The 23542-nt window shown below is 46.9% G+C and carries 16 protein-coding genes; 11 read left to right on the top strand and 5 right to left on the bottom strand.

Features of this window, described 5'->3' with window-relative positions; genetic code table 11:
- Window positions 1–12 precede the first annotated feature (12 nt).
- From ON006_RS20410 to ON006_RS20390, 5 genes are all read left to right on the top strand, one after another.
- Entirely contained in the window at window positions 13–3471 is a 3459-nt protein-coding gene (locus ON006_RS20410; protein ID WP_244823706.1) for a TonB-dependent receptor, read from the top strand.
- A gap of 73 nt (window positions 3472–3544) precedes the next feature.
- Entirely contained in the window at window positions 3545–5248 is a 1704-nt protein-coding gene (locus ON006_RS20405) for a RagB/SusD family nutrient uptake outer membrane protein (protein WP_244823705.1), read from the top strand.
- A 115-nt stretch (window positions 5249–5363) separates the two neighbouring features.
- A complete protein-coding gene (locus tag ON006_RS20400; protein WP_244823704.1) occupies window positions 5364–7661 on the top strand; it encodes a hypothetical protein in 2298 nt (765 codons plus the stop codon).
- Window positions 7662–7692: 31 nt separating this feature from the next.
- Window positions 7693–10305 carry a glycoside hydrolase domain-containing protein gene (locus tag ON006_RS20395; protein WP_244823703.1) on the top strand — a complete coding sequence of 871 codons (2613 nt, stop codon included), beginning with the start codon at window positions 7693–7695 and terminating at the stop codon, window positions 10303–10305.
- 23 nt (window positions 10306–10328) lie between these two features.
- Window positions 10329–13175 (top strand): hypothetical protein, encoded by a 2847-nt coding sequence (locus ON006_RS20390; RefSeq protein ID WP_244823702.1) that lies wholly within the window; start codon window positions 10329–10331, stop codon window positions 13173–13175.
- Between the two features lie 116 nt (window positions 13176–13291).
- On the opposite strand, the gene ON006_RS20385 is transcribed toward ON006_RS20390, so the two are convergent.
- Entirely contained in the window at window positions 13292–14431 is a 1140-nt protein-coding gene (locus ON006_RS20385; protein ID WP_244823701.1) for a winged helix-turn-helix domain-containing protein, read from the bottom strand.
- Between the two features lie 112 nt (window positions 14432–14543).
- Between ON006_RS20385 and ON006_RS20380 the strand changes: the two genes are divergently transcribed.
- Together ON006_RS20380 and ON006_RS20375 are read left to right on the top strand one after the other, a co-directional pair.
- Window positions 14544–15554: a WD40/YVTN/BNR-like repeat-containing protein gene (locus ON006_RS20380; RefSeq protein WP_244823700.1), complete on the top strand. Its 1011-nt coding sequence runs from the start codon at window positions 14544–14546 to the stop codon at window positions 15552–15554.
- Window positions 15555–15696: 142 nt separating this feature from the next.
- Complete coding sequence (locus ON006_RS20375) at window positions 15697–16260, top strand: two-component regulator propeller domain-containing protein (RefSeq protein WP_244823699.1); 564 nt, start codon at window positions 15697–15699, stop codon at window positions 16258–16260.
- 11 nt (window positions 16261–16271) lie between these two features.
- On the opposite strand, the gene ON006_RS20370 is transcribed toward ON006_RS20375, so the two are convergent.
- Complete coding sequence (locus ON006_RS20370) at window positions 16272–16565, bottom strand: LytR/AlgR family response regulator transcription factor (RefSeq protein ID WP_244823698.1); 294 nt, start codon at window positions 16563–16565, stop codon at window positions 16272–16274.
- 36 nt (window positions 16566–16601) lie between these two features.
- Here ON006_RS20370 and ON006_RS20365 point away from each other — a divergent pair, with 36 nt between their 5' ends.
- The 4 genes from ON006_RS20365 (at window position 16602) to ON006_RS20350 (ending at window position 19214) form a co-directional block, all read left to right on the top strand.
- On the top strand, window positions 16602–17303 hold the full coding sequence (locus ON006_RS20365; RefSeq protein WP_244823697.1) for a type 1 glutamine amidotransferase domain-containing protein: 702 nt from the start codon (window positions 16602–16604) through the stop codon (window positions 17301–17303).
- A gap of 184 nt (window positions 17304–17487) precedes the next feature.
- A complete protein-coding gene (locus ON006_RS20360) occupies window positions 17488–17793 on the top strand; it encodes an ArsR/SmtB family transcription factor (RefSeq protein ID WP_244823696.1) in 306 nt (101 codons plus the stop codon).
- A 14-nt stretch (window positions 17794–17807) separates the two neighbouring features.
- Complete coding sequence (locus ON006_RS20355; RefSeq protein ID WP_244823695.1) at window positions 17808–18908, top strand: NADH:flavin oxidoreductase; 1101 nt, start codon at window positions 17808–17810, stop codon at window positions 18906–18908.
- A gap of 18 nt (window positions 18909–18926) precedes the next feature.
- A complete protein-coding gene (locus ON006_RS20350) occupies window positions 18927–19214 on the top strand; it encodes a hypothetical protein (protein WP_244823694.1) in 288 nt (95 codons plus the stop codon).
- 185 nt (window positions 19215–19399) lie between these two features.
- On the opposite strand, the gene ON006_RS20345 is transcribed toward ON006_RS20350, so the two are convergent.
- The 3 genes from ON006_RS20345 to ON006_RS20335 all read right to left on the bottom strand — a co-directional run bounded on the left by ON006_RS20345 (window position 19400) and on the right by ON006_RS20335 (window position 23513).
- On the bottom strand, window positions 19400–21079 hold the full coding sequence (locus ON006_RS20345) for a TolB family protein (RefSeq protein ID WP_244823693.1): 1680 nt from the start codon (window positions 21077–21079) through the stop codon (window positions 19400–19402).
- A gap of 203 nt (window positions 21080–21282) precedes the next feature.
- On the bottom strand, window positions 21283–21930 hold the full coding sequence (locus ON006_RS20340; protein WP_244823692.1) for a hypothetical protein: 648 nt from the start codon (window positions 21928–21930) through the stop codon (window positions 21283–21285).
- Between the two features lie 29 nt (window positions 21931–21959).
- Entirely contained in the window at window positions 21960–23513 is a 1554-nt protein-coding gene (locus tag ON006_RS20335; RefSeq protein ID WP_244823691.1) for a RagB/SusD family nutrient uptake outer membrane protein, read from the bottom strand.
- Window positions 23514–23542: the final 29 nt, after the last annotated feature.

Below are 23542 nucleotides of genomic sequence, written 5' to 3'. Positions count from 1 at the left end.
TTGATTTTGATAATGAAACTGATAGTGCTCTTCATGGCGATCGCTTGTGTTCATGTATCAGCTGACGGCATATCGCAGAAAATTACCCTTTCTGTGAAGGACGCCACGCTTTCCACTGTATTTAACAGGATTGAACAACAAAGCGGTTACAAATTTTTTTATGATAATAAAATTGTAAAAAAAGCCAGGAAAGTCACCGCATCGCTCCAAAGCGGTTCGGTGAAGGAGATTATGGATGAGGTATTGAAAGATCAGTCGCTTACTTACAACATCATAGATAAAACCATTGTGGTGAAGAGGAAAGAGAATACACTGCCCGCTCCGCAATCGCTGTTGCTACAGGACATTTCGTCGCCCATGGAAAACACCTACGCCGGCTCGCAGGAAGGGGCTGAAAAAAGAATGAAAGGGATGCTTGTCGACAAGCTTAACCGGACAGAACAAAAGGACATTTCGGTGCGGGGGACAATTACGAACGAGCTTGGTGAAGGTCTTCCTGGCGTAAGCATTCTGTTGAAGGGTGCTCAGCTTGGGACGACATCCGACGAGACTGGCAAATTCCAGCTGAATGTGCCGGATCAGAATGCGAGACTGGTTTTTAGCTATGTTGGATACGTATCCCAGGAAATTCCTGTTGGTGCTAAAACAGTTTTTGAGATTAAACTGGCGGAGGATGATAAGATTTTGGAAGAAATAGTAGTGGTGGGTTATGGCACGCAGAAGAAAACTTCCGTTACCGGGGCCATTGCCACAATGAAATCGGATGATGTTAAAAACAACCCTGTACCTAACCTGTCGAGTTCGCTTGCGGGTAGGCTCAGCGGTGTATATGTAAGCCAGGCATCGGGTGCGCCTGGTTACGCCCCGGCGATAAGGATCCGGTCGGTTAACACCTGGAAAACGACAGGAAACGACCCGCTATATGTTATCGATGGGGTGATCACCGACAAGAGAATGTTTGATGCCCTGGACTATTCGGAGGTCGACAATGTAACTGTTCTCAAAGATGCCGCTTCGGGTGCGGTGTATGGTGCGCGTGCAGCCAATGGGGTGGTGCTTGTAACCACGAAAAGAGGTGCATCTGGTAAATTTCAGCTGAATTACAACTATTCGTACAGCTTTGATAACCCATCAAAGATACCCGACTACATGGATGCCCGCGACATGGTGAGGCTCAACAACTATGCGCGTACAAGCAGAGGTATAGCACCCTCGTATGACGCGGAGGAAGTTGCTTTCTTTGAAAAAAATGATCCGGCAAGGGGCTGGTACACCCAGGCTTACATTGATCCGGTGTTACAAAGACATTCCATTTCCGCGAGCGGAGGGTCTGACAAAGTGAAGTATTTTGTTGCCGGATCCTATTTCGATCAGTCGGCTTTCATTAAGAATGCGGATTTCAAAAAGTACAACTTTCGCTCTAATATCGACGTAAACCTGACGAAGAACCTGACAGGGGTCTTCAATGTAGCCTATAACCAGGGCAAAAAAACGAGGTTTGCCATGCAGGAAGATCTTGTAGGCTTCGACACAAACCCAACTTTTGGAGGTTTATGGGGCAGGTTGCTCTATTATTTACCCAACACCGGGCCTAAAACGAAGGATGGGAAATTTATCAATCCGGGCTGGATCGGTAATCCCCTCGCATTTGTGGAGGAAGGCGGGTCTGTCACGCGCATGGAACGTAACATTGCAATGCTGGTTGGGCTGACCTACAATGTACCGTTTGTCAAAGGATTATCTGTATCCGGAAAATATAGCCCAAATTATGAAGCTACCACTTCTAAGCTTCATGAGCTGAAGGCCACTTTATATGACGTAGTAAGAAAGGGGACTAATGGCGCTATCTATACCGATGAAATTATAGGTAGTATTAAATCGTCCTATCCGAACAAGGAAAGGCTTGTGAAAAGTCAGGAAGCCACCAACAGTTATCAGTTGAACTTCAGTGCGAACTTCACTAAGCAGTTCGGCAAACACAATGTAGACGCCATGGCGGTTTACGAGCAGAGCGAGGGCAAATACGACTATTTCTATGGTGTAAGAGAAGGTTTTCCGCTGGTTCAAAATGACCAGTTTTGGGCAACCTCTTCGGCCAGGGCCGACTCTTATGTGGACGGCTCAGAAGCTGAGACAGGCCGGGCTTCTTATATTGGCCGCGTGCTGTATAGCTATGATGACAAATACTTCCTCAATGTAACCGCCCGCCGTGACGGATCTATGTTGTTTGCGCCGGATTATCGCTGGGGAGTCTTCCCTTCGGTTTCTGCCGGCTGGGTGTTGTCAAAAGAGAATTTTTTCAAGGTAAGACAAATCGATTTTCTGAAACTGCGGGGCTCGTGGGGCTTAGCGGGCAATGATGCGGTCGGTGGTTGGAAATGGAGCGAATCTTATGGCGTAAGTGGCGACTATGTGTTCGGAACTGTGCCTCAGCCACGTGTACGCTATAATGGTATTGTAAACGAAAAACTCACCTGGGAGAAGACGAGCGAGCTTAATGTAGGTTTTGATGCACAGGTGTTCGATCGTTTTTCCCTTTCTGGGGAGTATTTCAAAAGACATAATTATGATATACTAGACACCCGGATTGCATCACTGCCCGCATCCTTTGGGGGAAGCATGCCACCAGAGAATTACGGAGTTGTAGATGGCCATGGTTACGAACTTGAACTGGGTTACAATGGCAACGCCGGTGATGTAACTTATGGTGTTAAAGGCAGTTTCTCGTATTCCAACAATAAGGTGAAAGTGAGAGATGTGGCGCAGAATGCGCAGGCCGTTGATAACCCGAACGGACGCCCGACCGATTATGTCAGAATGCTTGTTTCCACAGGGATCATCCGCACAACTGAACAACTGGATGCATTGCCTTCCGGCTACACTATTTATGGCAAACCGGCGGTTTTAGGCGTTATCAATTTCGAGGATGTAAATGGAGCGCAGGGTGTTCCGGATGGAAAGATCGATGATTATGACAGACAGGTTTTAAAAGGCAAACATTCTCTTAACCCTTATACATTCGGGTTAAACCTGAGAGCTAGCTGGAAAGGCATTGGAATAGATGTATTCGTTCAAGGCGTTACAGGTGGCTCGAAACTATACGATGACGGATACAGCCGACGGTTTTTCGACGGTGCAAGACCGCCATCGTTCTGGCTCGATTCGTGGAGCCCCGAAAATGTGAATGCAGCCTATCCGCAGCCAGTTACCTGGGACGCGACTAACGATCATTTGCCATCGACTTTCTGGTTAAAGAACGGCAGTTTTTTACGCTTCCAGAACATCAATCTGAATTATTCTCTGCCCAAGATTTTGTGTAAAAAAATAGGAATGTCCGCAGTTGGCGTCTATTTGTCCGGAGCGAACCTGCTTACGCTGTCAAAATATGATTTTCATGACCCAAGTGTCGCCAATATGAATGCATATCCGACCATGAAGACCTACACAATGGGTGTGAACCTCTCGTTTTAATCAATTTGTCATTTTCCTAAGGAATAGAGATATGAAAAAAACATATATATTTTTGTCAAGCCTATTATGCTTAATGATGTTGGCCGGGTGCGATCCGCTCGACAAAACGAACCTCGCAGCACTCGCAAGCGAGGACCTTCTCACAAACCCCAAAGTAGCTGAGGCTTATGTGAACGACATGTACACAAACTTTATGCCGTCCAGTTTTGCGGTGGGACGTCGTACGGACGAAACCATGGTAATCAACAGTGAGTACGCGGCGGGGCTGAGCGATTATCTGAAGGGTACACTTACTGCCGACACGTACAATGATTTTCCATATGATAACATCAGGAAGATCAACATTTTCCTGGCCCAGGTTGATAATGCGACATTTGATGAAGCCATCAAAAAATCATTAAAAGGTCAGGCGCTGTTCTGGCGTGCATTTGCCTATTTCAGGATGGTCAAAGCATATGGAGGAGTTGAGTTGATCCTAAAACCGGAAGCACCGGCAAACAAGGACGCTATTTTTGTTCCCAGGAGCAAAACGTCCGAGTGTATCACGCAGATCGTCAAAGATCTGGATGAAGCGATTGCTTTGGTAGATCCATTAAGCACGGTAGGCAGGATCGACAAATGTGCGGCAATGTCTTTCAAAGGCAGGGTTCTTTTATACTGGGCTAGCCCGCAATTTAACCGTACCAATGATGTGGCACGCTGGACAGCAGCCTATAATGCAAACAAAGAAGCACTGACATTCCTGGATGCGCAGGGAAAAGGGCTCTATGCAAACTATAAAGAGCTGTGGACCGACGAGATGAACAAGGAAGTGATCATGGTCAAGAGGTTCCAGTATCCGGGTTTTGCCAACGGTTATTCACAGGCCGGAATGCGCCCATTGCTCTACGCACGCGGCGCGGTAGGTGATAACATTCCCTCTCTGGAACTCGTCAATGCCTATCCGATGAAAGACGGCTCGAAATACAACCCGGCTACGATGGACTACAGAACCTTGCATAAAGACAGGGACAAGCGCTTTTATGCCTCCATTGCCTACAATGGCGCCGATCCGTACCTGGCAGAAATGTTTGGAAAAGAAAATATGTGGACTTACTATTATGATTCGGATGGAAATCCGGCTACCGGCATCAATGGTAAGGAAGCAAGGGCCGACAACAGTGAAAACCTGTTTTCACATTCAAGTTTTTATCCTGCCAAAATGCTGGACAGGAATATCACAAGGACCACCGTCGAAGACGGGCAGGTAGACTGGATCGAGATCCGGTATGCAGAAGTGCTCATGAACATGGCGGAAGCCGCAAACGAGGTTGGTAAAGGAGAGGAAGCATTGGCTGCCATGTATAAGATCCGCAACCGCGCCGGTATAGAAGCTGGTGCAAAAGCAAACTATGGCGTAGCTGCCGTAACAGTTCCGGAGATCAGAAAGGCAATCATGGACGAGCGTTTCGTTGAATTCGCGTTCGAGGGACAGCGTTTCTGGGACCTGCGCAGATGGCGGGTGTTCACCTCCACATTTAACAGCTTCAAGGATAAATATTTCCATGGTTTAAGAGTAGAGTGGAATGGTACAGCAGCCGACCGGCCAAAAGGTATTGTCGATATTAATACCATAGCGAATAAATTCACTGTTACCGAGGTGCGTGATTATCAGCCTGTTGTGATGCTGGATGAGGAAAAGTATTCCTTCTTCGGCATTCCCAAAACGATCCTCGACCGTAGCAGCAAAATCGAGCAAAATAAGAGCTGGGGAGGTACATTCGACCCATTGCAATAAAACGTTGTAATCATTAAAAGCGATGGTAGTACATTCACGGGAATTATTATCATCGCTTTTTTATGAAGTTAACGGCTGGCAGTCTTTAAAAAAGTGCGAATAAACCCATTTTCAAATGCAGTTCCGATTTTTCAAGATCCTTGTTTTAAGTATTGTAACCCTTCAGGTGACCCCGTTTTGCTACGCGCAACATGATTTCAGCACCGACTATTTCAAAATCCATATCAATAAGAATGGGTGGATCACCAGCATGAAGAATGTCAGTAGACCGACTCGTCAGCGTGAATTCAGTCCGGCTGACAAGCCTTCTCCGCTATTATCCCTTTATGACAGCAAAACCGGGAAATACTACCACCCTGCCAAGGCGGTTTTTGACGCGAAGAAACTCACGTATCGGCTGCAATATGCCAACGGCTCCATCGCGACAGTTTCGCTGATCGTCAATAAAAAGTATTTTAAACTGGCCCTGCAGTCGCTTAATCCGCGCAATGGTATTGATCAGGTACAATGGGGTGCTTATCATACCAATATCAATAATCTTTTTGGCGAGATCATCGGTGTAGCCAGAGATACAAGCGATGCCGTCAATTATGCGATCGGTATGCTCGCGTTGAACGATAATACACTCGGCGGAACATCCGAAACCGTTGCTGACGCTGCCCCTTTTCAATACATCATTCATAGCCCCGATCCAAAGCGATTTCCCCTGCCGTCGCATCTGCACGAGGGTCAGGTATTCCCGATAGGAGGGGATGGTATTAACGACGTTGCTTTTTATGCGCATAAGGAACCTTATTACAGGATTTTGTATGGTAATGCGGCCCAAATCGATGAGAAAGGCAGGATTTCCATCGTCTATAATTCCAGGGACAGGGCGCCGAAACGGGAGGTGTACTTTTCACTGATACCGAACATGCCTGTTAACAAACCCAATCATCTTGACGTACAACCTTTGCCGGGAGTAAATTTTATCGGTTCATCGGTCGCGCTTTGGGGAAGTCCCGACAGTACTGCGCTGCTCGATGTTGTGCAAAATATTGTGCTGGCCGAAGGTTTGCCATACCCGACGATCAATGGAAAATGGGTAAAAGATCCGGCTGCATTTGTCCCGGATGCGATAACAGTCGGGCAGGCTTATGATAGTATTGTGCCCTATACCCGGCATTTGGGTTTCAAAGCCATTAGTTTATACGATCAGGGTTTTATCCGGCCCGACCGTGCCAATGGTGGGTATCTGGACGGAAAGAATTTTGAACGAAAACCGCTGAAAATGGCGGCGGGAAATAAATCGCATAAGGAGTTCTCTGATTTGGCATTGCAATCCGGAATCATCATCGGCCGTACCCCGATCACCACTGCACTGGCGCCAGGCACGAAAGATGCCAGCCCTGTGCCGAGCGATAGTTTGTGCTACCAGCAGAAGCGCCTGTTAACCAAAAGTATCGCGCCCGGTGACACGATCATCCTCGTCGATGACCCCAAATATCTGGACGAGATTGCGAGCTGGGAAGGGCATGCCAAAAATCTTAATATGATAAAGATCGGGAAAGAACTCATTTATTATTTGGGCGTATCCGAGAAGGCGCCATACCGGCTCCTCAATGTAAAACGAGGCTATTGGAAAAGCACCGAGGCGAGCCACTCCGCCGGTGATACCATTTATAAGCTTCAAGTCACGATCAATTACGGCTACGACGGGCTGATCCCCAACATTCAATTGCAGGATAAAATAGCTCAGTACTATGCCGAAGTGTGTAAGATCAACGGACTGGCCTATTACGATTTCGATGGGCAGGAGTTTCTGTTCAACAATGGGCATGGCTACTATTCCGTTAAGCGCTTCTTTCACAAAATGTTCGACCGTGCCAAAGAGCTTGGCGTTCCTTATATCCGGTTCACAGGTTCTACGCTTTCAGAGGGCTCCTGGCATTATCAAAGCGTTTGGAATGTGGGTGGCGGGAAAAACTTGTACGATGTCGAAACCCGGGAGTGGGGAAGCGCCACCAGCCAGGGAAAAGACCTCAGAGATGTAACTTATGCCAACTTTTTTCCATCGGGTATGGGCGGGAATTTTCCGATCAAAGCACAATCGACAGTGGCGCATTACGAGCACATTGAGGCAATTGCGGTGGGATTAGGCTCTACTTACAGCCTTCAACTCAACCAGAAAGACGTTGAAAGCTGCCCGCAAAAAGTAGCTATTTTCAAAGCGATCAAAACGTGGGAAAATGCCCGGGCGGCAAATGCATTCCCGCGTTGGCTCAAAAAAGAACTTGCCAATCCCGCCAACCAATTTCATCTGGAAGAAACGACCGACGACAGCTGGAAGCTTTACAAAACAGACCTGGATGGCAAAAACCCTAAGCCATTGTGCACGCTCAAAAGAGATGTCAATTATCCCAAGGCGGGTTAGGCGAATTGTATTATTAAAATAGCATACCAAAATGAAATACATTCTTCTGAGCATGTTGCTTGGCATTGCGCTGTGCGCAAGCGGGCAACAATATATCCCGGCTGAAACCGCCAAAAAAAATTACGGTAGTTCAATAACACAACCCTATCATATTTTCGCCGAGACCAGGGAGAGCCCGATCCATTGGAACGACTCGCTGAAAGTATCTTGGCTAACGACCGATTTTAGCAAAAGCAGCTTTGAAATCAAGGCGCGGCCGGACGAATTTTTTGTATACCAGATCGGCGTCTGGGCTGTTAGTGGCGACATTAAGAACTTGCGAGCCTTGTTCTCAGACCTCAAAAGTAAGGACGGGAAAACGATCTCATCAAAGCAGATTACCTGTTTCAATGCCGGCGGACTTGATTACCTGGGAAAGCCGTTTTCGAAACAGATCAACATCGGTGCAGGAAAAGTACAGGCGCTGTGGATTGGGGTTGACCTCTCCGGCGTGTCACAAGGTACTTACGATGGAACTGCCACAGTATCGGTTAACAACAAAAAGAAGAGTATCCGGATACAGCTATCGGTGTCAGGTGACGCAGTAGATGATCACGGTTATAACGTGGGAAAAGGATTGTCGCGAATGAACTGGTTGAACAGTACTGTCGGAATCGATGGTGAAATAACCAAAGGATTTAAGCCCGTAAGCCGGAATGGAAGAACCTTGCAGATCCTCGGAAGATCCTTCGTGGTAGGTAATAATGGACTACCCACGGAAATAGCCAGCTTTTTTACCGGCTCTAATCAGCGCATCTCGGAAAACGGCGAGCCGATCGTTGGCGACGCATTTCGGTTTGTAATAGAAAAAGACAATGGCGAAGTGATATCGCTCGTGCCGGGTAAATTACAATTCACAAAAGAGCTGGCCGGTAATGTCGCCTGGTCGGTACAAAGCAGCTCGCCGGAATGTGAGCTGCTTTGCACAGGCAGCCTTGCCTACGATGGGTTTGTGGATTACAAGCTGACGTTGAAAGCATTAAAGCCGTTAAAAGTCAGGGATATCCGTCTGGAAGTACCTGTGACAAAGGAAAAAGCCACCTACATGATGGGCCTTAACCGCGAAGGCGGGCTGCGTCCGGACTCGTGGCGCTGGCAGTGGGACACGACCAAAAATCAGGATGCCTTATGGTTGGGATCAGTAAATGGTGGGTTACGGCTTAAATTGAAAGCGGAGAATTACAGACTGCCGCTCGTGAATATTTACTACAAGTTTGAACCCCTGCGCCTTCCTCCATCCTGGGGAAATGAAAACAAAGGCGGCGTAAACGTGGATCAGAAAGGCAATGAAGTAGTAGTGAGCGCCTATTCCGGCAGCCGGAGCCTGAGTGTGGGCGCTGTTTTAAACTATGATTTTGAATTGCTGATCACGCCTTTCAGGACTATTGACAATGAAAAGAAATATGGCGACCGCTATTATCACGGCGGAGGTGTAAATGCCATGAGCAAAGTGGATAAAGCCGAAAAAGCCGGTGCCAATATCATTAACATCCATCATGCGGAAGATATTTATCCTTTCATAAACTACCCTTATCTCGACGAAAATACCGGTGAACTGAAAGCGCTGGTGGACAAGGCCCACGAGCAGAAAAAACGGTTGAAATTATATTACACGACCCGCGAGCTAACCAAGAACATTCCTGAATTCCAGCCTTTTTATAGTTTGGATGGAGAAGTACTTTTCCCCGGACCAGGTAATGCAAGCCGAACAGAAGCACTACACCCGAAAGGTCCCAATGAATGGCTGGTCAAAAATTTGAGAGAAAAGTATGTCCCGGCCTGGTACAACCCTGTTAGTGAGGGCAAGTTTAAAGGGTCGTTTGATTTATCGGTGATCACCACGCCGAACAGCAGGCTTAATAATTTTTACATTGCCGGTCTGGACTGGATGGTACGGAATTTAAAAATCGATGGCATTTACATCGACGACGCAGCCTTGGACCGCTTTACTTTGCAGCGGGCGAGGAAAGTCATTGACCAGCACCGTCCCGAAGGCAGAATAGACCTGCATAGCTGGAACCATTTCAATAACTGGGCAGGCTATGCCAGTTGCCTTAATCTTTACATGGACCTGCTTCCCTTCCTGGATCTCGTATGGATCGGAGAGGCAAGGGATTATAACCGCGCGCCGGACCACTGGCTCGTGGAAGTGTCGGGTCTGCCGTTCGGTTTGCCGGGACAAATGCTGGAAGGCGGAGGTAACCCCTGGCGAGGGATGGTTTACGGCATAACGAACAGGTCGGGCTGGACCGGCAACACACCGGATGAACTATGGAAGTTTTGGGACGAATACCATTTCAAGGAAAAAGAATTAATTGGCTATTGGGATAAAAAATGCCCTGTCGGCACTAATAACGACCATGTCGTGGCCTCTGTTTTTAAGGGGAAGAATGAAAGCGTCATCGCTATTGCTAACTGGCACAAGGAAGCACAAAGCACTTCGGTTTTAATAGATTGGGATGCGCTGGGTTATGACTCCGCCAAATGCACGATCTCAATGCCATTTGTCAAAAATTTCCAGGACGAGCAGCCGCTGCAATCATTGAGTTCGGTCAATGTTCCGGGCGGTAAAGGTTTTATGATTGTGGTGAAAGAAAATAAATAACAGACTTATCAAGAACCCGTAAAATGAAAAGAAGTATCCGTGCTATCATAACAGTTTTGGTTGCCATGTGTCCATTCGCAGGCAGCCAGGCGCAAAGAATCAATATGGATAACCTGCCCGTTTATAACCAGCAGGCGTTGCGAAGTAAAACCGACTGGCTCATCACCGGCAATGCTCAGAAATCGGCCATCTATAAAACGCCGGAAGGGCATATGGTGCTAAGTAATGGACTGGTATCCAGGACTTTTACTATCAATCCAAATGGCGCCACCATTGGGTTGGACAACCTGATTACTAATGAGGCACTGGTGAGGGCAGTCTCCCCGGAGGCCGTGATCTGGGTGAATGGGCAGGAGATCAATGTGGGCGGGCTTACCGGCCAGCCGATCGGGAATTATCTTTTGCCGGAATGGATATCTGGCATGAAGGCCGACCCGTACAGCCTTAAATTAAAATCTTACACTTCTTCGCCGATCAAAGAACGTTTTGAATGGAACCGCAGGACTGAATGGTCATCACAGCAACTGGCCTGGCCGCCGAAAGGAATAGAAGTGGCATTCACTTACCGGGCCGATGAGGCAATGGTCAACAATTTTAAAAACCTGAGAGCACAGGACTCGCAACGGGAAGTTTTATTGAAAGACGACTTTATCAAATTATCGCCGGAATGGAATATTGTTTCTTCACATACTCTGTCCAATGCATTTAATAACGAAGGTAAAGCAGGCGAAATACTGGCGCCTTCCAATGCAGTTGTTTTTGGAGAACGTGCATTGCCTGAGCAGACAAGGGTGATCATCTGCAAACTTAATTCTGGGACGGATGTAAGCAGTGGGTACGGTCCAGGTGTTGCATTGCAGTTTGCAGGCGACAAATCTTTCAAATTTCATCTGTCGCCGGCGAACAAGCGTTTCCGGATATTTCATGATGGTAAAAGCGAGGATTTTGAGGGTTTTGACAATGGGAAATCTTATTTTCTGAAAATACTGCTGGCCGGTACGATGGGTGGTGGTAAAATGATCTGTAGTGTTTCGGAAGACGGTCATAACTATAAAGTCCTCTCTGAAATGGCGGCCACGGGCTTTCCAACGCATATCCGGGTCGGAAAAACAGATCCGCGTGGCGCGAAAACGAAAAGTAATGGTGCAGACGGCGCAGTAGGAAGAGGCAAGATAGAGCAGCTACTTTTATTAGGCGAACATAAAGGGGCGGACACAAATTTCGATTTTCTTGCCAATCTGAAAGTCAAAGTGCACTATGAACTCTATGACGGCCTGCCATTGATAAGTAAATGGGTGAGCGTGGAAAACGAGGGCAAAGTGGAGTTTGTCGTCAATAATATCAAAAGTGAGCATCTGGCAGTAACAGAAGCAGAGAGTGCCGTTGAGCATAAGCAACGCTGGGAACTGCCTCCGATATTTGCGGAAAGCGATTTTGCATTTGGCTCTATGTCCCCCAATGCTGCACAAAACGCCTGTGTGGAATGGAAGGTAGATTCGTCCTACACAACCCAGGTGAATTATGCTTTGCAAACGCCCTCGTTGCTGGTTTGTATGCCGAAAACGGGCATGGGGCAGGAATTGGGTGCGGGGGCTTCTTTTGAAAGTATGCGGCTGTGGGAGCTGATTTATGATAGTTATGACAGGGAAAGAAGAGGCCTCAGTGAAAGAAAAATGTACCGCACGATTGCACCCTGGGTGACCGAAAATCCGGTGATCATGCACGTCAGTAGCGCAAAAGATCAGCCGGTGAAAGCAGCGATCGACCAATGTGCAGAAGTGGGTTTTGAAATGGTGATCATGACATTCGGAAGCGGCTTTAATCTGGAAAATACATCTCCGGAAAACTTGCAGCGCATGAAGGAATTGAAGGATTATGCCAAATCGAAAGGAATCGCGATCGGTGGTTATTCCTTGTTGGCCAGCCGCGCCATTAGCAAGGAAAATGATGTGGTAATGCCCGCCGGAAAGAAGCCTGCTTTTGGAAATTCGCCATGCCTCGAAAGTGAATGGGGCAAGGATTATTTCAAAAAACTATACAATTTTTACGAAACGACCGGGCACGATTTACTGGAACATGATGGGTCTTACCCAGGGGATGTCTGCGCCTCCACAACACATCCCGGTCACCGTGGATTGGAAGATTCGCGGTGGAAGCAGTTCGGGGAAATACAGAAGTTTTACCAATGGTGCCGGGGGAAGGGCATTTACCTAAACATACCCGACTGGTATTTTTTAAACGGCGGCACAAAAATCGCCATGGGCTACCGGGAAACCAACTGGTCGCTGCCCCGCGAGCAGCAGGAAATAATTGAGCGGCAGAATATTTACGACGGTACCTGGGAGAAAGCGCCTTCGATGGGATGGATGTTTGTTCCGCTGGTTGAGTACCATGGCGGTGGAGCGGCAGCAACGATTGAGCCGCTCAAAGAACACCTGCCGCATTATGAGCAACGACTGGCCAATTTGTTTGGGGCGGGCGTCCAGGCATGCTACCGTGGCCCGCAACTGTATGATGCACCTGAAACCAAAGCAGTGGTAAAAAAATGGGTTGATTTTTACAAAAAGCACCGAAGGGTATTGGACTCCGACATTATCCATATTCGCAGGCCCGATGGCAGGGACTATGACGCCATCATGCACGTCGATCCTCAGGGTAAGGAAAAAGGTTTGTTGATGATCTATAACCCACTCAATGAGCCTATTACCCGTGAAATTGACCTGGATCTGTATTATACCGGATTGCAAAAAGAAGTTAGTATTTTGGAAAATGACGGAAAGGCGAAGAAAGTGACGCTGAATGGCTCAAAAATGACATTAAAAACGACCATACCTGCCAAAAGCCAAAAATGGTTTGTGTTTGCACAGTGATTTGGGCTGGCGAAACGTGACATATTACCGTTCGATATCATAAAAGGCACTTACAATTTTTTGCTGTAAGTGCCCTTTTTATGATATTGGTGTATCACAACGAGTTATACACACGTCTAAACGGGCGGTTCAGGTATTTCCAGCTTATACCCCTTCCCATGAACATTGGTTATTCTCAGCTCCGGATCATAGCGTAATTTCTTTCGAAGTTTCGACACGAACATGTCCAGGCTGCGACCGGTGATGACCCCTTCGTTGATCCAGACTTCTTGCATCAGCGTTTCGCGGGGGATCAGTTCGCCGAAATTTTTGTGGAGCAATTTCAGAACCTTGCATTCTTTGTCTGTGAGACTAACCACCTCGCTTTCCAAAAGCAGCCGCTGATCCTTCACATTAAATAAAAATTTTCCAAGCGCAGCTAATTCCGGAACTGACTCTTTTATAATAGCATGGTTTTGATTCTGCTCAGGTAGCGGTTTGAAAAATTTCCAAAAACGCCAAATCAATAAGGTAGCACCCAGCAACACCAGAATGCCGGTATAAACCACGTTTGTTAATGGATAATCAAAGGTCGACGTTTTGGATTTTTTGAGTGTTGGATTAACTTCCTGAGGATCCTCTTTACCTGACTTAAGCCTTTCTGTCTGCCGGTCAATGCCATAGCCCAAGGTTGACGTTTTTGATTCTTCGAGTTTTGGATTGACTTCGCGAGTATCCACTTTAACTGTTTCAGCCAGTTGATCCCTGTCAGCTTCCTTTTGTTTTACGGCCTCATAGAAATCCGGAAAGGCAAATTGGATTGTGTAACAACCTGCGGGCTCACTTCTGCCCGTGCAAGCCAGGATGTCTGGCGAGGTATTATTTATCTGGAAACCATAAACAATGTTGCCTTTCATGCAATCATGTACTGTAACGGTGTAACCGGAAGGGAACTGTGTTTTGGCAAGTGAGCTCTGTGACAGCACCATGAGCGAGTCATGGTTAAAAACGAATTCATTTTCGAACCTGAGCAGAAACGTGCCTTCCTTAATCTCGGTAACGGGTAATACGCGCGAGGTTGAGTCACCTGCCTGCAGGAGCATCCGATGACCAATTTGACGGATAATGAGGTTCGCTTGCTTCGCCCGTAGGTCGCGGCCGGAATTTTCCGCGAACGACGAGGTGATAAAGAAAATAACAAGCATCACCGTGATAATGCCGCGTGCCACCACCAACCGGTTAGTGAAAAAGCCAGTAATAGCAGAATTTACAAGCATTTACATTTCTTTTTACAATTGATTTACAAGGAGCAGCAACGGGGCGCCTACATTTGGATATGTGAAGTTAAAAACAATTTTACTCTATTATTTCACCAAAACAATTTTAGTCATGAAAATCCATCACCTCGCTTTTTTGGTCCTTTTTCAATTCCCATTTCCCTTTGATCAGGAATTAGAGTTTCCGCAGTCAACGTCGCTCCTGAATAGTGAGCAAAAACAAAAAAGCGACAAAACAGGAGCTGCAAACATCATTTTTAAGTCTGCAGATGGAGGACAGACATGGCAGGACATTAGCGAAGGGTTGTCTGAGGATTTGCAGGAAGATGGTATTCCCAGAGATGGTTTCCTCGCAAATGATGATGGAATCTATCTTCGTGCTGGAAGTGGGATATATAAAAGTCAACTAAACTCTACGGCTCCTTTTTGGAAAAAGGAGAGTTTCCCTGACGAGCATAGCAGCGTTGTCGCTGGTAAGACCGGAATGCTGGCATTCACTTATGGAGGCAAATTTTTACATAAAGTAAATGCAACGGACTTATGGCTGCCGATATATCAGGATTTTAAAGGGAAAAGCGTTCGCACCGTTTTTGAAACCGGAGATACTGCCTTTATCGGTTGCGATTGGGGTCTTTATAAATCTGATGACAAAGGAAAAAACTGGGAGCGGGTTTATGACGGGGGCTGGGTAATGAAAGTGGTGGAGTCAGATGGAGTGCTGCTAGCGACCAGCCAGAGCGGTATTATCCGGTCGACAGATAATGGTGAAAATTGGGTCAATGTAATCAGTGAGGGTGGAGTGGGCATCGCAATTGAACGCATCAAAGGTGGATTTGCCGCTATCACTTGCAATACAGAGACGGAGACGAGAAGAGTACGGACATCATACGACGGCGGCAAAACCTGGCAGCCTATCGATGCTGGCCTTCCGGCAAGTCTCTATACCGCGTCAATTACGGAGGTTGGGGAATACATGTTCTGCGGTCACCCGGCAGGTATTTACAGATCTTCCGACAAGGGAAAAACATGGCAACTGTTACTTCCTGCTATTCAGGATAAAGTCTTCAATCTATCCGTTTCTGGCAATGTGATTTATGCCATACCAAGAGGTGGAGGATGTTGAAAGTTCGGCTTACTAGAAACCGCAAAATGGTCAGTAGAGCATCCCAGACAATTGGCCTTGTTTAAATCCATGAACTCCTAAGGGCAAATGACAAAATTCGTAACCATTAGTGCCTTAATAATGTTGGCTTTTTCCAGTTTGTGTGAAGGACAACAAGATGAACGAAGGATTGTCAGGTATCGACCCTTACGATAATGCTGTTAACTCTATTGTTCAAGACAAAACAGGAAAATTCTGGTTTGGCACAAGGGGCAATACATTCACTTTTGATGGGAAAAAGTCTACCGCAGTAACCTATAAAGGCGAACCTTTTTTAAATGTTCGCAAGATTATTGCGGATACGAAAGGCAATATCTGGCTGGCAAGTGCAGAGGACGGCCTTTGGAGATATGACGGCAATACATTTACCAATATTTCACAGCAACCTACCGGATATGTTTACGAAGACAAAAAGGGCAACATCTGGACCAGTTCACAACCTCCTTATAACGGAAGCGAAAAATGGGCACTTTCCCGTTTTGACGGACAGACATTATCTCACGAAAAGCCCACTGTAACGGACGTAATGTCGGACTACGAAGATTGTAAAAATTTGATTTTTGGCATCTCAGAAGCGAATGATGGAAGCATCTGGTTTGGTACTCTAAGCGGAGTGTATCGTTATGATGGAAACGCCATTAGTGCCTTAAATTCGGAGGATCGGTAAGGGATATCGTTTTATTGCACAATGAAAGAGCGGTGGATCCGCATGAACTTGCCGGAAGGAAGTAGCTTTTCGGCGAGGCTTATCTTTTGTTTTGAAACGAAAAATTCCCCGGCAGTCACAACCTTAAGGTAATCCTTCACACTCTCAATCCATTGAACGTCATTGGTATTAACCTTCACGTAACGACGGTCTACACGCAGATACAGAGAATGTTCCCTTGGCACTTCCAGGTCCGGCTTGGATGGAAGGACTGGTCGGCAACCTTTCAATTTGGTGTTGCTGTTGCTGGAATGATATTTTGGCAACGTGGGCTTTCAATTCTTTTTTCCAAACTTATTGTTATGAAAAATATATTAATGATCCTTACCTCCCACGAGGATATGGAAAATACGGACAGCAAAACGGGAGTCTGGCTGGGAGAATTTACAGACCCTTACTACGAGTTTATCGATCAGGGTTACAGTGTGGTCTTGGCTAGTGTAGCAGGTGGAAAACCGCCGGTAGACCCGCTGAGTACACTTACCGAGAACATTACAGCATCCAATCGCAGGTTTTTGAATGATAAAATTGCCGAAATGGCTTTCGAAGATACGCGTGTGCTGGAAGACTTGAACTTGGCAACTTTCGATGCCGTTTTTTACCCCGGCGGCCACGGCCCGATCTGGGATCTGGCCGTTAACACGACCAGTGGAAATATCATTTTACAGTTTCTGGATTCCGGAAGGCCGGTAGCTGCGGTATGCCACGGACCGGCTGCCCTTATCGCCGCTGCGACGATCAGGCCGGGGTTGCTCGCGGGCCGGAAAGTCGTTAGTTTCACGAATGCGGAAGAGGTGCTGACGTTCCGCGCGGACAATGTTCCCTACAAGCTGGAAACACGGCTCAAAGAACTGGGCGCTGATTTTCATTCGGCGCTGGTACCATTCATCCCGCATGTGGAAGTAGACGGGTTACTGATCACAGGACAAAATCCCGCTTCTGCCGGGCCGACTGCGAAAGCATTAATCGAAAAACTGGAAGCACAAACCGTTTCCTTACATTGATTTTCATTTTGAACCACCGCCCCGCCAGCGCACATTTGCACGCTGGCGGGGCGGTTTGATGTTACTACGTTTCCTTCCGACTCCCGCATTTTACTCTTCACTGCAATACTACGTGCCTTAGCAGTCTATCATTCAAATTCTTTCATCGGGATATTGGAATATCGGGAAAAGCCGATATATTTGCATGATGGATCAGGTAGAAGTATTTAAAGCATTATCTAACAAGACGCGGTTGCAGATCTTGAACTGGCTGAAAACGCCTGCTGAGCATTTTCCCGGCCAGCCCAACCCGGATTTTGAAAATCTGGGTGTTTGTGTGGGGCAAATTCAGGTCAAGAGCGGCCTCACGCAAAGTACGATTTCTGAATATCTTTCTATTCTGCAAAGAACCAATCTGGTGACCGCCAAGCGGGTTGGGCAGTGGACCTACTACAAACGCAACGAGGAAGCTTTTGAAAAGCTGAGCCAAATCATTCACTCCGAAATTTAATTTTTAGTATAATTATGAATACCGATAGCTTGTTCAGGCCATTCAGCCTGAAAACATTGAACATAAAGAACCGCATTGTTATGGCGCCGATGACCCGCTCATTTTCGCCTGGTGGCATTCCTACCGATGACGTAGCTACTTATTATAGCAAAAGAGCGCTGGGAGGCGTAGGTCTGATCCTGTCAGAAGGTACCGTAATCGACAGGCCTTCCTCCTCGGCAGATCCGAATATTCCGCATTTTTACGGCGATGCTGCATTGGCAGGCTGGAAGAAAGTAATCGACGGCGTACACGAGTCGGGCTCACAAATGGGACCGCAGATCTGGCACCAGGGAATTATGGAAAATCATCATTCCGGTTGGACTCCTCCAGTACCTTTCGAGGGACCATCCAGTTTGAACAGACCTGGTCTTGAAAACGGAGTTGCGATGACAGATGCCGCCATAGCCGATACTATTGCTGCGTTTGCGCGTGCCGCTTCTCATGCGAAAGCGCTTGGCTTCGATACCGCTGAAATCCACGGTGCGCATCAATATCTGATTGATCAGTTTTTTTGGGAAGCAACTAATAACCGTACTGATATATATGGAGGCAAAACCATCGGAGAGCGCACGCGATTTGCGGTGGAAGTGATTAAAGAAGTGAGGAAAAGTGTAGGTGACGATTTCGCGCTGATTATGCGTCTGTCGCAGTTCAAACCGGCGGCTTACGACTATAAACATGCCAAAACTGAGCAGGAACTGGAACAATGGCTTACACCACTGGCCGATGCCGGTATTGATATTTTCCACTGTTCACAGCGTCGTTTCTGGGAGCCTGAGTTTGAAGGTTCTGATCTGAACTTTGCAGGATGGGCCAAAAAAATCACCGGCAAAGCTACCATAACGGTGGGTTCGGTAGGATTGACGGGTGACTTTTTCGGTGCATTTGCAGGACAGAGTTCCGAGCCAAGCTCACTCGACGAACTGGTAAGAAGGATGGACAGAGGAGATTTTGATCTGGTCGCTGTGGGAAGACCGCTGCTGGCCGACCCGCATTGGGTTGAAAAAATCAAGGATGATCGCACAGATGAACTGAAAGGATTCAGCAAAGAAGCGTTAATGCAGCTAGTTTAAATCAACGGAAACATAGCAATGCCCCGGACGGTCAGCCACGATCCGGGGCATTTTCTTTTGAATTGGGTAATACTATCAGTTTTTAATAACAAGGATTGCCCAGAACAAGCTGGCCTGGATGACACTGTTTGTGAAGTCGGGATTAGTATTGCTTCCGGTAAAGTCACCAACTTTGCTCATAGCGTTAAATCTGTCAAAGCTCTATTTCCCTCGCGCCTTTCTGCCATTTATCGTTTATTAGTGTTCGCAGAACCGGTGGTTTTTCCGTACACTCGCCACCTTTCTCTGGGCGATCACACCTATTAAGATTTAGCCTAATAGTAGTTCATTTTAGTGTTACATGAAATCAAATTACAGCACATTACTTTCATCGGGGGTTGAACTGTACTATTTAGAATGTTGATTAGGTATGTGCTGGTCTCGAAAAAAAGATACCTGGCATACTGGCTATTTATGTACATGGGAAACGGAATGAACCCAACCGATATAATCTACCTTAACACATCCGGTACGCCGGTAGGCAACCCTTTTGCCAGATCGACTTCAATATTGCGCTTATCCAGCTGAGCTTGAATAATACCCGATGACATGCTCGTAATCCTGAATTTTACATTTTTTGCCAGTAAAAAACCTGTGTGTTTACCGCTTACTTTGATATCAGCGTCCCATGATACAGGTTTATCGTAGCCTCCTGCTCTAAGTGTCGAAGACTCGGTGCCATTCAAAATATATTCACCGTCATCGGTAAAGTCTACGTATTTAATAACCCTGCGGGGCTCTTCCGAAGATCCTTCGGCGGGTTTCAGCGTGCTTATCTCGGCATAGCCCGAAACTTTCCCTTTGAGAGTTCCCTGTTCAGGGTAGGTTGCGGTTGTCCATTTAAAATCTTTCAGGTCCGTGGCCCATTTCATATCAGGAAATACCTTTTGAAGTGGTTTGGTTGGTTTTCTAGAAGTGAATTCTATGAATCTCAGCCTTCCCGTGAGTTCTCCTTCCTTAACCGTTTCGGGGTCTTTTTGCTCCCAGAAAAAACCCCGTGTACTGGACGGATGCCATGCAAAATTTCCCAGATGGTTGTACAGCTTGGCGTCTTCTTTATCGGTCATGATATTAATTCCCGTGTAACCCTCTTCTGGCAAGCGCGCCCGGTCTCCGTAGTTATCAGCCATGGTCAGGCCATAAAAACGTGTTGCTTTATAGTTGTCTTCAAACTCTGCATTGCGTTGGTAAGACACCCCCGCAGCTTGTGGCAAGCCTGCGATAAGTGGGCGGGGAATTAGCCCGAACACATCCATACGGGGCGTATGTCGGTGTGTTTGAAATATAAGCCATTTTCCATCCGGTGAAGGATAGGTGCCTTCATCATAACTAAAATGCTTCGTTACCCGACTAATGTTACCGGTACTTAGGTCAATCTTTGCCAAATCGTAGTTACTACTTTCAAACAGCGCAAGGTTGATAAGAGATTTGCCACCATCCGCAAAACTTTTCACTTCGCCAGCACCGTCGATTTTAGGTCTGAATGCTGCAAAATCTGCCTCATTGGGACTGCTTGCAACCACTTTTGCATTCCGTAATTCGTAGCGATCGCCTTTTTCATCAGACACCCTGGTCAATTCGCTTACCAATACAAGATATCCTCTCGTAGTGACCAATCCTGTCGCAACGTGCTTTCCGTTCGGCGACATATTTGTAGCTATTCGCCTTACAATTTTGGCTCCCGGAATCTCTGGATACTCCAATGGAAGTATTCGGGATTCTTTGCAATTCGCGATCGACGGGCTGCATTCCAGAATACCACGGGGCGAGTAAACAGTTTTGCCATCTGGCAGAGGCACGGGCATTTCATCGCCAATTTCTTCCTTTAAATCGCAGGTAAGGCATTTGAAACCACTGCCATCATCTTTCATCACAGCCAGGTCGCTCTTTTTCTTACCCACAAAATGAGCTTCCAAAATGATATGCTTGCCATCAGGCAGGTAATTCACCAGGTCTGTCTCAAAAACATTTTTTGGTGTAGGGATCGTTTTGACAATAAAAGGTTCTGGTTTTGGAGCCGGGGGGAGCTTTTCAATGATAGAAAAGTTCTGGTTGTTTTGGGAAAAACCAAACACGGGCACCAATAATACCATCGTGATGGTTAACAATTTGGTTAAAATATGATGTTTCATTTTTTCGAAAGAACATTTATTAAAAAGAAAAATCTGAGATTCACTTGATGTAAGATCATTTTGTTATTTCACAACCACCCGCACCCGGTCGAGGTTTTGGATTCGTGTATAAGGGGTTTTCGCATCACCGGTTCGTTGAGAAGCTACGCGTAACGTTGGAAAATAAGTACCTGGCTTGGTGAAAGTATAGATAGTCTTGATTGTTACCCGGGAGCCAGTTTTGTCCAGCGACGTAATCTTGGCGGCAACCGGGAAAATATCTGAACCTGCAAAATCCCGCCGCCAATACTTTTCCAGGCAGCATCGGCAGTACCCCTGTCCTGAGGTGACATTGGTACCATCAATTTCATGCTGACCGCCTGATCGGCGGATACACCTGCCTTTATTTTACTCACTTTTTGGATCCTGGCTTTGAGCAGCGAAGCAGGGGGATTTGCCCCCAGGTAAAAATCCACTCTACCTCCACCATTCGTTTCAATAAAATAGGCCCCACTGCTGATGGCAAAGCCAATTTTATCGGCCTCTCCTTTTGCTCCCTGCAAGAGGGTTTCATTATCAGGAAAAGGTGTTATGTATTGAAAAGACCTTCCCAGATACTGTTCCTTTGGCGGAAAGTAAAAAGAAAACCGGGTGTTTGTGTTTTTAAACCCTCCATGTATGTACCGATGCCGAACGGGGGCATCGCGCCACTCGTCCACATCAACATAGGGCTCTTTAAACAAGGTATCTTTCGTCGTAAACTTTTTAGCAAGTTCACTGCTTAACTGGGGCAAATTGGTTTGAGCCTGAAGTGCGGTGGCAAAAACGACTGGCAGACAAAGCAATATGGAACGAAGCCTGGTAAATCGCATAAGATTATTGTTTAAGTCCGACTGACAACTCAATAGCCAGTATTTTGGATGATTTTATTATTTGATAAATCAATTTCTGTCTGCGGGATCGGCAAGACGTCGAATTTGCTGTCGGACACGGCGATGTTTTTGGCGGCCGCCATTCGCCGTCCCAGCCTACCTGTGCGCACGAGGTATTCCCTGCGGTGCCCTTCAAGGGCCAATTCCACCCGTTGCTCGTGCCAGATCGCTGCCCGCAGGCCCGCCTGGTCGGTGATTGTGACGTCCGGTAGCAGGGTACCCGTATACGTCAGGTCATAGGTAGTCGAGATGCGTTGCGGATCCTTGGCGGGTGTGTTACGGGCACGCTGGCGTACCAGATTTACCCATTTTAGGGCTTCCGTAGCTTTCCCGTTTTCATTTAAAGCTTCTGCATACAAAAGCAATACTTCTGCATACCGGATCAGGTGATTACTTTTTGCTTCGTCAAAGAGCAAAGGCGATGTCCGTTCTGCTGGTACCACAAAATATTTCCGATTGGACCTTCCGCTTACAGATGCCGTATTGTTTTGAATATAAGTAGCGGCGCCACTGGGGTAAACATCGCCTCTGAACGAGATCGAATAAATTGCCCTCGGATCGCCTTTCTCAAACTCTTTCACCAGGTCATCCGTGGCTTCGTTATAGCCCGTGCCCCCGATGGCAACATCAGCCGGCATTAGGAAGTAAAAAATGAAGGACCCTTCTCCGGGAAAATTGCCGGTATTGGTTTTGTGTTTAATATCAAAAACAGATTCCGGACTGTTGTTGTCCCCGGATCCTTTACGGAAAATCTCGCCATAGTCGGCCACCAGGGAATACGAACCGTCATCCATTACTTTGTTAAATGTGGTTTCGGCCTGCGTATATTTTTTCTGGAACATGTAAGCCTTCCCTAATAGCGCCAGGGCTGCGCCCGATGCGGCGCGGCCCTCGTTCGCCGCTCCCCATTGACTTTTCGTGGGCAGGGCGGATGCATCCGTTAAATCCTTCTCGATCTGCGCCCATATGTCTGCTTTCGATGACTTCGATAAGGTCACTTTTGCCGGATCAAGGTAAGTCAGTGGCATAGGCACATCGCCAAAGTTGGTTACCAGCCCATAGTAACCGTAAGCCCGAAGGAATTTAGCCTGGTCGGCGATTTTTTTAATGGCATTGGCATCTCCCGTTACAATGGATTGTTTGTCGAGCACCAGGTTGCAGGCCGCAATCATAGCGTAAAGATTCGACCAATACAAGGCGATGATGTTGTTGGTAGATTTCTGCTGACCGAGCGACAGGTCGTAAATACCATTTTGATTCGTTGAAGCCCCTCCACCTTTGTTGGCATCGTCGGAACCAACGTCGCCGATCGCCCACAATGCTGCTTCGGCAGGCGGAAAACCGGAAGTGTTCAGATAACTGTAGGCCGCTGTTAAGGTCTTATTTAAATCGTCGGCTGTTTTGAAAAAACTATCATCAGTCTGCACGCCGTAGGGCGCTTTGTCCAGCAAATCTTTTTTGCAGGAAGTGGCGGTAAGCAGCGCAAGGGCCACGACCATTGTGCTTAAAGTATTTTTATTCATATTAAAAGATGTTATCGGTTAGTAAATGG

Source organism: Dyadobacter pollutisoli, assembly GCF_026625565.1.
GTDB lineage: Bacteria > Bacteroidota > Bacteroidia > Cytophagales > Spirosomataceae > Dyadobacter > Dyadobacter pollutisoli.
Note: the sequence above shows the minus strand (reverse complement) of the source record. Positions and strands in the feature narration are given on the sequence as shown.

Coding starts and splice junctions, on each gene's coding strand:
- ON006_RS20350 (WP_244823694.1), top strand. CDS start 18,927: ATGCCCCGGACGGTCAGCCACGATCCGGGGCATTTTCTTTTGAATTGG.
- ON006_RS20385 (WP_244823701.1), bottom strand. CDS start 14,431: ATGCTTGTAAATTCTGCTATTACTGGCTTTTTCACTAACCGGTTGGTG.
- ON006_RS20355 (WP_244823695.1), top strand. CDS start 17,808: ATGAATACCGATAGCTTGTTCAGGCCATTCAGCCTGAAAACATTGAAC.
- ON006_RS20410 (WP_244823706.1), top strand. CDS start 13: ATGAAACTGATAGTGCTCTTCATGGCGATCGCTTGTGTTCATGTATCA.
- ON006_RS20345 (WP_244823693.1), bottom strand. CDS start 21,079: ATGAAACATCATATTTTAACCAAATTGTTAACCATCACGATGGTATTA.
- ON006_RS20390 (WP_244823702.1), top strand. CDS start 10,329: ATGAAAAGAAGTATCCGTGCTATCATAACAGTTTTGGTTGCCATGTGT.
- ON006_RS20380 (WP_244823700.1), top strand. CDS start 14,544: ATGAAAATCCATCACCTCGCTTTTTTGGTCCTTTTTCAATTCCCATTT.
- ON006_RS20400 (WP_244823704.1), top strand. CDS start 5,364: ATGCAGTTCCGATTTTTCAAGATCCTTGTTTTAAGTATTGTAACCCTT.
- ON006_RS20395 (WP_244823703.1), top strand. CDS start 7,693: ATGAAATACATTCTTCTGAGCATGTTGCTTGGCATTGCGCTGTGCGCA.
- ON006_RS20365 (WP_244823697.1), top strand. CDS start 16,602: ATGAAAAATATATTAATGATCCTTACCTCCCACGAGGATATGGAAAAT.
- ON006_RS20340 (WP_244823692.1), bottom strand. CDS start 21,930: ATGCGATTTACCAGGCTTCGTTCCATATTGCTTTGTCTGCCAGTCGTT.
- ON006_RS20335 (WP_244823691.1), bottom strand. CDS start 23,513: ATGAATAAAAATACTTTAAGCACAATGGTCGTGGCCCTTGCGCTGCTT.
- ON006_RS20405 (WP_244823705.1), top strand. CDS start 3,545: ATGATGTTGGCCGGGTGCGATCCGCTCGACAAAACGAACCTCGCAGCA.
- ON006_RS20360 (WP_244823696.1), top strand. CDS start 17,488: ATGATGGATCAGGTAGAAGTATTTAAAGCATTATCTAACAAGACGCGG.